General features: G+C 49.9%; 11 protein-coding genes and 1 pseudogene. 7 read left to right on the top strand and 5 right to left on the bottom strand.

Annotated elements, in window-relative coordinates; translation table 11 throughout:
- Positions 1–214: 214 nt before the first annotated feature.
- Positions 215–1,105, bottom strand: coding sequence for a transcriptional regulator (locus Q3H59_RS17395; protein WP_309836047.1), 891 nt, complete (start codon positions 1,103–1,105; stop codon positions 215–217).
- A gap of 602 nt (positions 1,106–1,707) precedes the next feature.
- Here Q3H59_RS17395 and Q3H59_RS17390 point away from each other — a divergent pair.
- Positions 1,708–2,031, top strand: a complete 324-nt coding sequence (locus Q3H59_RS17390) for a hypothetical protein (RefSeq protein ID WP_225614465.1) — start codon at positions 1,708–1,710, stop codon at positions 2,029–2,031.
- A 681-nt stretch (positions 2,032–2,712) separates the two neighbouring features.
- Here the strand turns inward: Q3H59_RS17390 and Q3H59_RS17385 are convergent.
- Positions 2,713–3,447, bottom strand: a pseudogene (locus Q3H59_RS17385) (SDR family oxidoreductase).
- Positions 3,448–4,981: 1,534 nt separating this feature from the next.
- Between Q3H59_RS17385 and Q3H59_RS17380 the strand changes: the two are divergent.
- Positions 4,982–6,322, top strand: a complete 1,341-nt coding sequence (locus Q3H59_RS17380; RefSeq protein ID WP_110867458.1) for an MFS transporter — start codon at positions 4,982–4,984, stop codon at positions 6,320–6,322.
- A 309-nt stretch (positions 6,323–6,631) separates the two neighbouring features.
- On the opposite strand, the gene Q3H59_RS17375 is transcribed toward Q3H59_RS17380, so the two are convergent.
- Complete coding sequence (locus Q3H59_RS17375) at positions 6,632–7,582, bottom strand: NAD(P)-dependent oxidoreductase (RefSeq protein WP_309836044.1); 951 nt, start codon at positions 7,580–7,582, stop codon at positions 6,632–6,634.
- Positions 7,582–8,274 (bottom strand): RraA family protein, encoded by a 693-nt coding sequence (locus Q3H59_RS17370; RefSeq protein WP_309836041.1) that lies wholly within the window; start codon positions 8,272–8,274, stop codon positions 7,582–7,584. The genes Q3H59_RS17375 and Q3H59_RS17370 overlap by 1 nt, the downstream gene beginning before the upstream one ends.
- Before the next feature lie 171 nt (positions 8,275–8,445).
- Here Q3H59_RS17370 and Q3H59_RS17365 point away from each other — a divergent pair, with 171 nt between their 5' ends.
- From Q3H59_RS17365 to Q3H59_RS17355, 3 genes are all read left to right on the top strand, one after another.
- Complete coding sequence (locus tag Q3H59_RS17365; protein WP_192412459.1) at positions 8,446–9,156, top strand: IclR family transcriptional regulator; 711 nt, start codon at positions 8,446–8,448, stop codon at positions 9,154–9,156.
- A gap of 468 nt (positions 9,157–9,624) precedes the next feature.
- On the top strand, positions 9,625–10,011 hold the full coding sequence (locus Q3H59_RS17360; RefSeq protein WP_192412458.1) for a DUF1090 domain-containing protein: 387 nt from the start codon (positions 9,625–9,627) through the stop codon (positions 10,009–10,011).
- 128 nt (positions 10,012–10,139) lie between these two features.
- Positions 10,140–10,469, top strand: coding sequence for a DUF1493 family protein (locus Q3H59_RS17355; RefSeq protein WP_008107769.1), 330 nt, complete (start codon positions 10,140–10,142; stop codon positions 10,467–10,469).
- A gap of 30 nt (positions 10,470–10,499) precedes the next feature.
- Here Q3H59_RS17355 and Q3H59_RS17350 read toward each other — a convergent pair whose 3' ends face one another.
- Positions 10,500–11,279 carry an NAD(P)H-dependent oxidoreductase gene (locus Q3H59_RS17350; protein WP_277974487.1) on the bottom strand — a complete coding sequence of 260 codons (780 nt, stop codon included), beginning with the start codon at positions 11,277–11,279 and terminating at the stop codon, positions 10,500–10,502.
- 88 nt (positions 11,280–11,367) lie between these two features.
- Between Q3H59_RS17350 and Q3H59_RS17345 the strand changes: the two genes are divergently transcribed.
- Together Q3H59_RS17345 and Q3H59_RS17340 are read left to right on the top strand one after the other, a co-directional pair.
- Positions 11,368–12,261: a LysR family transcriptional regulator gene (locus Q3H59_RS17345; RefSeq protein WP_280172865.1), complete on the top strand. Its 894-nt coding sequence runs from the start codon at positions 11,368–11,370 to the stop codon at positions 12,259–12,261.
- 83 nt (positions 12,262–12,344) lie between these two features.
- Entirely contained in the window at positions 12,345–13,394 is a 1,050-nt protein-coding gene (locus Q3H59_RS17340; RefSeq protein WP_309836034.1) for a DUF1176 domain-containing protein, read from the top strand.
- The last annotated feature ends 1 nt before the right edge of the window (position 13,395 follow it).

Here is a 13,395-nt window from a genome sequence, read left to right as displayed (position 1 = left end):
GCAACCAGAAGTAAAGGCAGAGAAAACAGTTTGAGGGACAACATGGGTTTCTCGTATTAAAGAGTGATGACCCATGTTACCGGACACGCGTTTATTCACCGTTGAGAGTGTGTTGAGATTGTGTGTAGAAGAAAAATGTTTTTCTCTATATAGGTACGTGTATTACCTGTGTGAAATGCGGGAGGCAAATGCAAAAAAATCCATATTTCCAACTTCAGAACAGCGTACGACCCGAGGGCATAATATCGCACCACTGTTTTTTGTAATACCAGTCTGGGTTATAGGCACCCAGAGAAAATATAAATTGCTTATCCAATGACGCGGCTAACGCTCTGGCGTGCTGGATGTTTTCCCAGAGCAAAACAGAGCCGACCCCCATTGATTTAAACTGCGGGTCGATACCGCCATTAAAGTCCTCGAAGTAATACCATGATGGGCACTCAACTTTATAGTTGAGATCAAAAGCGCAGGGTGAGTCATTGATGAATAATATTTTGCCAAAGATCATGTCTCTGAACATGGAGAACGTCTCAGTCAGGATCCCGGTGTCAGTGCACTTAAGACTGTTTTGCCACCGCAAATCGAACAGGTGCTGATAGATAGCCGAAAGTTCAGCAGGGGAAAAAGAAGTCACATCCTCAATTGTTCCGCCCGCTTTTGTAAATCGTCGCACCTCTCCGATACGCTTCTTAGCGGTTTTCACGGAAAAATCGGACTTGATGTGAGCCATTTTTTTCTTAAACAGATTGTGACGGATGCTGTTAAATATGACACCCTGAGAATGAGGTGATAACCGCTTGGTTTTAAAAGGAAGTATGACTTTTACACCCGCTTTTATCGGCAGGATAAGATCATCAAAAACAAAGGGAAGCGTTGAATTTTTATATTCCAGAGAGCCATTGACAGAAAACACGCCAGCAATGGGTTGCCCGTCTTGCCTTTTCATATAGTACTGAATACGGACGCCTCCACGCTCGGAAAGATAAGCGAGAACGCGGGGATGGGTGCACACGCTCCCCCCGAATGCAGTGTAAATCTGAGCATACGCAGAAAGCGTGCATTCTTCCCAGCCGGTATTTTTAAGTTTTAAATATGTTGTAAACATGCCTGTTACCTAAAGTGAAATACAAGGGGCCGCTTAATGATTTGTGCGCAAATATTTCATGACAGGCAAGGGTATAATTGATGAGTATTAAACAAGGGGTAAACAAATGCAGGGGTTTATTCTATAAATTGTCTTTTTTAGCTTCTACACATGTTCTACACACAGTCTGAACTGATCCTCAATAAATAAGCGCATAAAAGGTTCACTCACTAAATTAATTATTAGTTCGCAAAAAAATACAAATAAAGCTTGATCCTAAATGGAAAGAATTGTTCAAATCAGATTGTGAAATCAACAGGGTGGTAATGATTTTTAAGAATTGCTTCCTGCGCATGGAATATAAACATAAGCTAAATGAAAAAGTTCAATGAAGTATCTACACTGTTGTTGAGTCTGGCGATAGTTATTAGCTTTATACTGGTCTGGTTTACGACCTGATAAGTGATTAAATCGTCAGTGTGGGATCTAACGTCAATCCTTAATTTATCTTTAAATTCACCATAAATAGTTAATTTATTTTTGTGTTTTTTTTGGTTTTTTTGTGTTCGGAAGGCGTTCTGTTAAAGCTTTCCTTTGATCAACCAGAATGGAATGGCACTATCATGAAAAATATCCTTATTACTGGTTCAACAGGTTTATTAGGGGGCAGGGCTCTGGGTATTGATTATCAAAAGGTTTCCTATAAACAGCTTTCTGACAGCAGAAGAACATTTAAGGATCTGTTTGGCCCGAGCAACGAACGGATCATGCTGCGTGCGATGAACCTTTACGGCCATTTCTCAAATCTGAATGTGGTGTTTGATAATTCTAAACTGCTGCAGCTTGGTATGAGTAAGCCTTCCAGGTTCACCGATTATCTGGATCGCTGCGTGCTGACAACGCGTGACGCGACAATTGCCGAACTGATGCAGGTCGATTTTAAATAGTCAGGTATCGGAAAAGCAATAAATACTGAAGCGTAAGTGGGGGCAGGGATCGATTTATGTCGCCCTGTTCATTATGAGCAGGGCGTCCCTGGAATATCACAGTTTGCGAACAACGTTAACGCGTAGAGGGCTAACCTCCAGCCAGATTGCCACACAGATCCCCGCAGCGCGGAGGTACTCTCTGTAGCGCTCAGGAACCCCTGCTGCTTAACAAATCTGCGTACCCGTGTGGAGTGCTGCCATAGCGTGTCAGCCTGTGCCTGTGTGAGTTGACGGGCCTTGCGTGCCGTTATGATATCAGCCTGCAACACGTTGACCCTTGAGGAAATATTCGCATCAAGCAGATCTTCGATGATGCCTCCCGTTTCCGCTTTGACGTTACGCTGGGCCTGCAATGCCGCAGGAAGGGTAAGTCTGTGCAGATTTTATGCCTGCCATTGCCTGGCTGGATACCAGCATAATGAGTCCTACTGTGAGATATTTCATGTATATGACCCTGTAGGTTTTTTTCGCATTGAATGTAACCTTCCTCCGGGGAAGAATGCGTGGGTACAGACCATGGTTGAGTGTCCTGTCTGATCTCACAGAGATAGGGCGTAATATTAAAACGTTTGGATCTCGGCTGTGAGCGAGATGCCGAAGTATGAATGTTTGTTTAACTCCACTGGCTTTTATCCGCTCTTATCCCAGTTCTTCGCGAGTTGGACCTTGAAAGTAGATGCTGCTTATATGACAACTACGTGGCTGAGTCAGCAAAAAACGAACTGTTTCCCAGACTGAGTGCCCATTCATCAGACGTTCCCCCATTCTGGATTCTGTATCAAAAGACGTATCTAACCCTGTAAGTTCGAAATCCGGTGGATACAACCCGGTCACACGTATGTTTTCTTCGGACAACTGCTGTGACAGTTTGGTGATAAACCCGCTAAACCCATGTTTGCTGGCGAAAAAAGCAGGGTGCGCAATTGAATCCGTAAAATTCGGGATCCCACATGAAGATATAATTGAGACGATATCAGCATTGTCTGTACGTCTTAACCCGGGCAGCAGAGCCTGAGTCAGTAGAATCGAACCTGTCAGACCTGAACTGACGGTGTTGATAATTTCTGTGTCAGGCTGATCGTCTAATCTCCCTGACAACCACTGAGCAGCATTCAGGATTAAAATGTCTATCGGCTTGTTTGAAATTAACAACTGTGAAGAAAACTGAGAAATGGATTCAGGCCGGGTTAAATCACAGATATACCCTTTTGCAATGCCGCTTTCAGCAGTGATGCTGCTGCAGGTTTTTTAAATATCTTCAGCCCGCCGTCCGCAAAAATCCACCTCTACCCCCTCTCGTGCCAGCCACACGCACAGCGCCTGACCAAATCCCCCGCCGCCACCGGTAATAACAGCTCTTTTACCTCTCTGCATCTTCATTCATCCTTTTCCTGATGACTATGTGTGGATGTAGATATACATGAGGAAGTTAAGTGACATCTTTCAGTTAATGCCCTTTTTACATGAGGAACAGAAATAAGCTGCATTGCAAACTGTTTAGCGTGTGTCAGGGGATTAGCAATGTCCGCTTCTGGCACAAAGCGGACATTAGGTTAAATAAACGCGGGAGAAGGCGAGATGCTTCAAGCTCAGGTAACAACTTTCTAGCTGTAACTGGGCAGCATTTCAGCCATCCACAGGGCGTAAGAGCCAAGTGCACTCAATATGTAGAATGCGAGCTTTCGGCCACTTCAGCCCCTAAGCGCTATTTCTATCATTCCTATCGCGCTTACATTGAAGCCAACCGCCATACGATTCCGCATAACATAAATATGTTTGACCTGCTACTTAAGAGCATCATTCGGTTGCGCGGGGCATCACTGACTAAAGCTTCACAAAAAGTCAGTGATGCAATCCAATCTCGATCTCACGGGAGAGAGCACGAGCGATTAGCTGCTAGGGTGCGATGAGCCCACAGCAATATGACTATATTTTCCGGCGAAAGCCGGTTTTTTACGTCCAGACTTCACCTGATATGAATGATAATCATCACCCTGCACCAATCATGCACAGTATAAGGTTATGTTTCTAATCATAAAAATCAATAAGTGAACAATGTGAAGGATAATTATTAAAATCTTTTTTTAGGTGGAAAATGATTATGTGGATTTCAACCTATAGAACGAATCCGCCACATTAAGTAGGCTTTTACTTGAAACGGGCATTACAAAAATTTAGTGAAAGAATATTTATGAAGATTTTGCCAAAAAAATAGGGGGCACATAAGGGGGCATTAGCAGTGCTGTATTTTTATTTTTTATTTAAAATCAATTGTTTGAATTGATTGTCGAGTCCGGCCTTCGCACCATTTAAAGATACGAGCACTTTCGTAACAGTCCGCAAGTTACTAAAATTAAAGCCGAAAGGCTTTTTTTTGGTCCAAATCCGTCCGAGCCTTATTGTGGTTATGCTAAGGTCGACGGGGCACTTCCTCTTCTATTGTCTTTTTCTCCTGAAGTACAATTCAACGCCCACCCGATCAAAACATGACTTTTTGTTTATTGGTTTCGCTTTGTATCGTCACAGTGAGTTTTAATAGCAGCGCCTGTTGATGATATCCATCCTGCGAAATTGGGGAATACATTTAATTGATTGAAATTGCTGATTTATATTTCCTTTATTAGTCTCAGTTAATTTTTCCATTCCTGCCGTTTTACTTACCTCATTTCTTATGATTTTCAGTAGACCCGCGGTGCGCGCGAAAAAGAAATCTCGCCAGCATCACAAAAATGAAAATCATCAGATACCTTTCTGTGACAAAAGACACAACCTGATTACAACTTCAGGCACAGAAGGGCGTTTGTCGAGATAATGATTGTACTCTGTACATCTAAGTTTTACACAGTACAACAATCGGCATTGCGAACATATCATCGCGTAAGGCCATGACAAACTTGTGAGGATTATCATGTCTGAGAAAAAGCACACCACGTCTTTCTCTGCCGATATAGAGCAGCAGACCGTTAAGAAGGTGGTTTGGCGCATTTTGCCCTTTCTCATCGTCTGCTATCTGATTGCCATCATTGACCGTGGCAACATCGGTATGGCCTCGCTACAGATGAATGAAGATTTGGGATTATCTAAAGCCGTTTTTGGTCTGGCCAGTAGCCTGTTCTTTGTGGGTTACTTTCTTTTTGAAGTACCCAGCAACCTTGCGATGCAGAAAATCGGTGCGAAGATTTGGATCTCTCGCATCATGGTCTCGTGGGGCATTATCTCGGTCTGTACCGCCTTCGTTGAGAGTGCCAATACACTTTACGTATTGCGTTTTTTACTGGGTGCAGCTGAGGCCGGATTCTTCCCTGGCGTGATTCTCTATCTGACTTACTGGATTCCGGGTAAATATCGCGCCCGCGTGATCGCCACCTTTATGGTTGCCATCCCCGCAGCGAATTTTATCGGCTCGCCCATTTCTGGGGCCATATTGTCACTTGATGGCTGGTACGGCATGCGCGGCTGGCATTGGTTGTTCATCCTGGAAGGCATTCCAGCGGTGGTTTTGGGTATTGCCGCCTTCTTTATGCTGAGCAACAGACCAAGCGATGCCAGCTGGTTAAATCAGGAACAAAAGGCGTGGCTGAATAGCACGCTTGAAGCCGAGAACGCGAAGAAGAAAGCGATCGGCCACATCTCTTTATGGCAACTGCTGCGCCATAAACATATCTGGGTGATGGCGCTGATTTATGCCGGCGCTTCTGCGGCAGGCTCAACGCTGAGCGTCTGGTCGCCGCAACTGCTTAAATCATATGGCCTGGATAACTTTACCACCGGTTTGGTGAACGCCATCCCTTACGGTCTGGCATCTATCCTGATGATTGTGTGGGGCAGAAGCTCCGATCGCAGCGGCGAGCGTCGCTGGCATACCGCGTTAACCCTTTTCCTGATTGCGGGTGGTCTGTTATCTGCCTTTATCACCAACAGTTTGACGGGCAGCGTGGTGATTCTGTCGCTGGTACTGGTAGGCGCGTATTCAATGAAAGGTCCGTTCTGGGCGCTCGCATCGGGATGGATGTCTTCCACTACTGCGGCCGCCGGTCTGGCTGCGATTGGCGCCATGGCTAACCTGATCGGCGGCGGACTGATGGTCAACGTTTACGGCATCATCAACCAGGCCACGGGCAGCCACACACTGGCTATGGTGCCGCTGGCGATTCTGTGTGGTATTGGCGGTATCGCCGTGCTGATCATGGGCCGCAAAAAAGAGTTAAACATTGAAGTCGAAAACACCGCGTCGCCGGTGAGTAAATAACGTCACCCTCCCGCGGGCGCTTATCTGAGCGTCTGCGGGAGGCTTTTCTCCCATTCCTCCCACCATCAATCCACTCCAAAAGAAGTTCACGTTCCGCCTCATCCAAGCTATGCACTTCTCGTTATCAAGCCGCTAAACGTCAGTGAGATCTCAGTGACAAGTCTGGATTGGAAAGACGTAACTGTCTTATCGAAGGGGCAACGCTGAGGGAGTGACGGAGATTTGCAGTGATAGCCGAGGTTGATGAACGACCTTACCGGCAAGCAAGTTGGTAAGGTCGTTTAACAAATGGTGGGGAGGGTTAATGCATTAAGACAGGGCACTTTCACTTTTGATCGGTTCAGCCAGCACCTTCAAAACGTTACTCGCTGCAGCTGTTCCCATTTTCACGTATGAGTTGTCACTGACGCCACCAATGTGCGGCGACAGGATGACGTTATCAACAGCCTGCCAGACATGTGGTGCGGTCAGCGGCTCAACAGCAAAACTATCCAGAGCAGCCCAGCTAAGGGTGCCGTCACCCAGCGCCGTTAGAAGCGCGTTATCATCGATCAGGCCACCGCGTGCAGTATTGACGAGAATCGCGCCTTTTTTACACTGACTCAGCCTGTCGCTGTTGATGATGTGCTGTGTCTGTTCCGTCAATGGGCAGTGCAATGAAATCACATCTGCCTGTTGTAGCAGAGCTTCAAGCGTGGAGGATTCACACTCGTCGGGAAAGGACCTGGCGAACGGGTCATAGGCAAGGACTTTCATACCAAACGCTTTGCCAATGCGAGCGACCCGACCGCCAATCGCACCCAATCCAATCAGACCCAGCGTTCGGCCTTCAAGCTCAACCGACTTGTGGGTCGATTTGTCCCAATGTCCCTGACGCATTCGGCGATCCAGCGGGAGAACCGCTTTGGCGCAGGCCAATATCATCGTCCATGTATGTTCAGCCACCGCTGCTGCATTAGCACCGGGCGCTGACTGCACGCTGATATGGCGCTCAGCCGCCGCTTTTTGATCGATAACATCAATGCCGCTGCCGTGCTTGGAAATAACCCGCAGGTGAGGTGCGGCATCCATGATGCGGGCGTTGATTTTGCCGTATCGAACAATAATCGCCACCGGATCGTGTTGGTGACACAGCTGACACAATTCGTCTTCACTGGGCTTTATGCCTGCGTAAACGATATCAAAGCCCTTGAGCAGGCCTAACGCTTCCTGCGCCAAATCGCTGCCAGTTACCAAAATTACGGGATGAGAAGATGCCATTACAATTCCTCCCCTTCATTCAACATTCCAGCCGCAAGCAGGGCTTTTTCCAGCCAGGGTGCGCGAATATCGCCTTCACGGATGGCGGCAATGCGTTTGGTCTCGGCATCCAGTTTTTTCTGTGCCAGTTCAATCAGCGCCGGAACGGCTTCACGTGGCAGAACGACCACGCCGTCGACATCACCAATGATCAAATCACCAGGCTGGATTGCCGCTCCGGCCACAGAAACAGGATAGTTAACGCGGCCCGCGACAGATTTGGTTGGGCCACAAGGATTCAGACCTGCGGAAAACACCGGGAAGCCGTTTTCGCACAGTGCGTCGGCGTCGCGAACTGCACCATCGATGATGATTCCTGCGATGCCCGACGCTTCTGCCTGAGTGGACATGATTTCACCAATCAAAGCACAGCTGATATCGCCTTTACCGTCGACGACGATAACATCGCCAGGCTGAGCGATGGCGAGCGCCGCGTGAATGGCCAGGTTATCGCCCGGCCGAACCTCAACCGTGATGGCGGGGCCAGCAACTTTCATGGTGGGTGAAACGGGCTTTACGCGACCGTGCAGCGTACCGCGACGTCCGGCAACATCGGCAAGAATAGCGGCCTGAAACTCAGCAGCCTGTTTAACCAGCTCGGGCGCTATACGGGTAAGGTCGCGCTTGATGAACGTATTCTCTGCGTGTGGCATAAATCACCTCTTCATGTTTTACCTGATACAACTATGTTGTACTATGTAAAACCACTATATCGATGTTAAATCAGATCGCACCAGCGTTAAGCTTTCATTTGTGATGTAAATACGATGTGAATCACAAATTGCACGGTAAACTCTTACCGTCGCAAACAGGAGAACGTACCGATGGGGAATGAAGGCGTAATTGCCGTTGAGAAAGCGCTGGCACTACTGGATTGTTTTAAGCCTGGCGAAGAGGCGTTGACGCTCACCGCCCTGGCACAATTTTCGGGTTACCATAAAACGACGGTTTACCGTCTTATGAACTCACTTGAACGCATGAACTACGTCATCAGACGCGACAGCGGCGTTTATACATTGGGTCCCAGACTGCTTTATCTTGGCAAGCTCTATGAACAGTCATTTCATCTGGCCAGTATTGTCCAGCCTGAACTGCACGCGCTGGCGACGGCGACGGGTGAAAGCGCCACATGGTATGTGATTGAGAACGGTCAAAGGCTTTGCTTATTCAGAGCGGAGCCCTCCGAAGGATTACGAGAAACGCGCTTACCCGGTACACTTTTGCCGCTGGATAATTCAGCAATAGGGCAAGTGCTTCGCCATTGGGGACTCAATGAACCGCTTCTTGAATCTGCCCCAGAATTACCGCTCTTTACCTCCGGCATGCGTGATCCGCACATTGCTGCATTCTCTCTTCCCGTTTTTGGTGAGGGAAACAAACTGCTCGCCGCGCTGGCATTAACAGGTCCGTCATCGCGTTTAACGCAATCGATGCGCGACAGCGGTGTGGGCAAGATAATGAAAGAGACGGCTTACAGACTCTCCCTAAAGCTCGGCGCCCCTAAGATCAAATGTGATCATTTTTATTCGCTCTAGCTGGCCTGGATAGGTTCGCCTTGTAAATGATATGCCGCGAGTATTGCTAACTTCGGCAGTATGAATGCTAACTATTTCACCTGGGTATGAAGAAGATAACCGGGTGAATCGCACAGCGAAAATAACCCTGCATCGCTACCAGCTTAATTAACCATCTTTTTTTATAAATTATAGAGGCATTCAAGAAGGCTTTAAGTAATGATTATTCACCCTTCCTCATTACTTCTGATTCTAAAGCACTAAGTAAGATTGAAAATGGAGTGATTTATTTGAATGTGAAAGGTAAGGTTTTTTCTTTTAATAATCTCCCTGCTTATAAATACAATAATTCCATTTATACCATTCCCGTCGTTATCACGGCAAAGCCATACTGATTCTATGCAAAGTTAGTGCTGATGTGTGGTACTTAAGATCTTGTTAAGAACTCTTCGTATAATAGCGCCCATCAATGTAAACCAAGAGTTCACCATGAAAAACACCCTGATTTCCCTTTCGATTCTTTTCTCTGCTTTGACCGTGACGTCTGTTCAGGCTGCCAACCCAGCCACCGGCTGCGCCGCTAAAAAGCAGGATATCCAGCAAGAGCTGGCGATGGCGCGTGAGCATGGCAATGCTGCGCGCATCGCCGGTCTGGAAAAGGCGTTACGCGAAACCAAGGCAAATTGCACCGACAGCGGCTTGCTTACAGCGCGCCAGCAGAAAGTGGCCGAGAAGCAATTGAAAGTGCAGGAGCGCGAACAAGATCTAAGGGAAGCGCAGGCCAAAGGCCGCGGCGATAAAATTGAGAAGCAGCAGCGTAAACTGGCTGACGCGCGAGATGAGTTGAAAGAAGCGCAGGATGCATTAACGCAATAAACCAGGCATCCCGGCTGGGAAAACTGGCTCTTTGTCTCAAAATTCTCCTGCAGAGATTTTTTTCATCCAACTGTTGGGATTGCATGGCAGAATGGCGCTCCGGTGAAATCAGTGGAGGTGCAGAAGCGATGACAGTTGAAATTGAGCAGCGTATCTACGAGCTGGTGCGGCGTTACGACGGCGTTTACCTGTTTAAGCAAAAGACGCTGACGCCGCAGATTGATATTGATAGCGATCTTAACTTCGAGCGTGAAGAAGCCGCTGCGCTGATGGATGAGTTCTTCGGCGAGTTCAGCGTCGATCGCGGCGGATTCGTCATTGAAACCTACTATCCCGATGAGCCCTCGCTGGCGCAGATTCTCAATCCATTCAATAAGCGTGAAGTGCCGGTGGTACCCGATTTCACGCTGGGAATGTTGATTGAATCAGCAAAAGCGGGGCGCTGGCTGTACGAGTAACAGCAGGCTCAGCGCCGAGTCTGCCACCTTTCACCGCTTCACATGCACGCCAAAGCCACTCTCTTCCGGGACAAACTCCGCCTTTAAGGTCAGCGCAGGAATCTCATAGTCGCCGCCGTTCTGCTGACGGTAGGCAATGGGCGCGGTTTCCGCCAACGTATCCAGCCTTGTAGCCAGCGCATCGCACCAGCCAGCAAATCGTTCTGCTGCTGACTTTTGTACACGATAGAAAACCAGCGGCGGCAGCACGCTAAAGCCGGGATAAAACAGCATGCCGTGCTGAATCGGAAACAGCAGATCGTTGATCGGGCCGTTAATGCCGCGCGGGCTGTAATGCGATTCCCATCCGCCGGTCGTCACCACCAGCATTGCACGTTTGCCGCTAAGATTGCCTTCGCCGTAACGATCGCCCCAATGCTGTTCGTTGTGCTCGCCCACGCCGTAAGCAAAACCGTTGGCGTAAACGCGGTCAAACCAGCCTTTCATGATGGCGGGCATCGAAAACCACCACAGTGGAAATTGAAAAATCACCGTATCGGCCCAGCGCAATTTTTCCTGCTCCGCGGCGATATCGGCGGCCTGCAACTGATGATCGTAGGCGAAGCGGGAATCCACCGTAGCATCGAAGTGGTCGCCCACTAACGGGGCGCGCGTGTCGGCAGCGTCGAGCGGCGCTTTCCACTGCATCGCATAGAGATCAGAGACCTGCACCTGATGTCCTGCATGCTGCAAATGCTGCACGGCAAAGTCTTTGAGTGAACCGCTCAGCGAACGCGGTTCCGGATGGGCATACACAATCAGTACATTCATGGGCTTAATCCTGTGAGATGAAAACCACTGCAGATTAAGTCGGCGCTGGCTATAGTGGAAATCAATTGCTGATATCTCAGGTATAGCCATAGTGAATATCGACTCGCTGGATTTGAATCTGCTGCAGACGCTCAACGTGCTGTTAAGCGAACTCAACGTCACGCGCGCGGCGCAGCGTTTGCATCTCTCGCAGCCTTCCGTCAGCGCTCAGTTGGCGCGATTGCGTAGGCATTTTGACGATCCGCTATTGTTACCGGGGCCGCGTGGCATGCTGCCAACGGCGCGCGCAGCAGCTCTGCGTGAGCCGCTGCGTCTGGCGCTGGAAGCGGTTGAGCGTGCGGTCGCGCCGCCCGATGCCTTTAATCCGGCCAATGCCGATGACACCTGGCGCATCGCCGCCACCGATTACACCTCGTCAGCGTTGGTGCTGCCTGCGCTCAACCTGATCCGCGCTGCTGCGCCGCAAAGTCGTATGGCGATATTGGCGCTGAATCCGCCGCTGGTGGCGCAGCAGTTGGAAAAAGGCGAGCTGGATGTGGTGTTTCATACGGGCGATAACGCGCCGCCGACGCTGCATCAACGCAAACTGTTCAGCGAGCGCTATGTGCTGGCGGGACGGTGCGATCACCCGCAGTTGCAACGTCTGCCGACGCTGGATCAATTCTGTCAGCTGGAATTTGTCATGGTATCGCCCGATGGCGGTGGCTTTAGCGCCGCCACCGATAATGCGCTGGCGAAGCTCGGGCGTTCACGCCGCGTGGTGCTGTCGGTGCCGCACTTCTTGTTTATGCAGGAAACGCTGGCGAGCAGTGATTTAGTGGCGGTGCTGCCCGAGCGGTTGGTGCGTCACGCTTCGCACCTCGCGGTTATCGATCTACCGCTGGAAGTGCCGGGCTTTGATATTTTGCTGCTGTGGCATGAACGTCTGCACCGCGATCCGGCCCAGCAGTGGTTGCGGCAGCAGATTGTGGCGGCGCTTTAAATCAGCATCGCCGCAAAAAATTCACTTCTCCCGCGTCACAAAAATCATCACACTAGCCACCTTTACCATTATGGAGAGATGGCATGATTACCCGATTGCTGCTGGCGATGTCGCTACTTGCCAGCCTGAGTGCGCCACTGTTGGCAGATCAAGACGGCGTCTCCTTTAGCCACAAAGACTGGGAACTGGCTTGCGATAACACGCTGACCTGTCGTGCTGCCGGTTACAGCGCCGAAGAGGGCGCGGGCGGCTCGGTGTTGCTGGTACGCGCGGGCGGAGCGAATGCGGTGACGCATGGTCGCGTGGTGCTGGCCGATACCGGCGATGATGATTCTAAAGTGGTGAACAACTTAGCGTTGTGGATTGATGATCGTGCGCTGGGCGACGTGGCGAAAGCCGATAACGACGAATGGACGCTGACGGATGAACAAACCCAGGCGCTAATTAACGGCATTAAAGGCAGCGGCAAAGTGGAGTTTCGCGGTGGTGATGAGCCTTTCGATCTCTCCAGCAATGGCGCATTTGCTGTGCTGCTGAAGATGGATGATGCGCAAGGTCGTCTTAGTACGCCGGGCGCGTTGGTGCGCAAAGGCAACAAGCCGGAAAGCAGCGTACCGGCAGCGATGGCGATGCCGGTGATTCAGCAGGTAAAAGTGACTAAGGCCGATGCGCGTCCGTTGACGGCCGATGAGCTGGCGCTGTTGAAGCCAAAGCTGATTGCCTCACTCACCGACGACGACAGCTGCGACAATCTGGCTCCGTCCGACGATCAGCCGGAAGAGGGCGCGGAGCCGCTGACCTTAACGCCGGTTGATGATGCGCATGTGCTGATCGCCGCGCTGTGCTGGCGCGGAGCGTATAACGAAGGTTATGGCTATTGGCTGATCGATAAAGCATTGCAGGGCACGCCGCAGCTGGTGACGGATTCCGGCTCTGATTACAGTGAAGGTGTGATCTCAGAAGCGCAGAAAGGGCGCGGCATCGGCGATTGCTGGAGTACAGCGGCGTGGGTGTGGGATGGCAAAGCGTTTGAGCAGAGTAGCGATGCCACCACCGGCATGTGCCGCGCGATTCGTGCGGGCGGCGCATGGCAGTTGCCAACCTGGGTGACCGAGGTGAAACCGGCTCCCTGAT

The organism is Pantoea sp. SORGH_AS_0659 (genome assembly GCF_031453915.1).
Lineage (GTDB): Bacteria > Pseudomonadota > Gammaproteobacteria > Enterobacterales > Enterobacteriaceae > Pantoea > Pantoea leporis.
Note: the sequence above shows the minus strand (reverse complement) of the source record. Positions and strands in the feature narration are given on the sequence as shown.

Coding starts and splice junctions, on each gene's coding strand:
- Q3H59_RS17395 (WP_309836047.1), bottom strand. CDS start 1,105: ATGTTTACAACATATTTAAAACTTAAAAATACCGGCTGGGAAGAATGC.
- Q3H59_RS17390 (WP_225614465.1), top strand. CDS start 1,708: ATGAAAAATATCCTTATTACTGGTTCAACAGGTTTATTAGGGGGCAGG.
- Q3H59_RS17380 (WP_110867458.1), top strand. CDS start 4,982: ATGTCTGAGAAAAAGCACACCACGTCTTTCTCTGCCGATATAGAGCAG.
- Q3H59_RS17375 (WP_309836044.1), bottom strand. CDS start 7,582: ATGGCATCTTCTCATCCCGTAATTTTGGTAACTGGCAGCGATTTGGCG.
- Q3H59_RS17370 (WP_309836041.1), bottom strand. CDS start 8,274: ATGCCACACGCAGAGAATACGTTCATCAAGCGCGACCTTACCCGTATA.
- Q3H59_RS17365 (WP_192412459.1), top strand. CDS start 8,446: ATGGGGAATGAAGGCGTAATTGCCGTTGAGAAAGCGCTGGCACTACTG.
- Q3H59_RS17360 (WP_192412458.1), top strand. CDS start 9,625: ATGAAAAACACCCTGATTTCCCTTTCGATTCTTTTCTCTGCTTTGACC.
- Q3H59_RS17355 (WP_008107769.1), top strand. CDS start 10,140: ATGACAGTTGAAATTGAGCAGCGTATCTACGAGCTGGTGCGGCGTTAC.
- Q3H59_RS17350 (WP_277974487.1), bottom strand. CDS start 11,279: ATGAATGTACTGATTGTGTATGCCCATCCGGAACCGCGTTCGCTGAGC.
- Q3H59_RS17340 (WP_309836034.1), top strand. CDS start 12,345: ATGATTACCCGATTGCTGCTGGCGATGTCGCTACTTGCCAGCCTGAGT.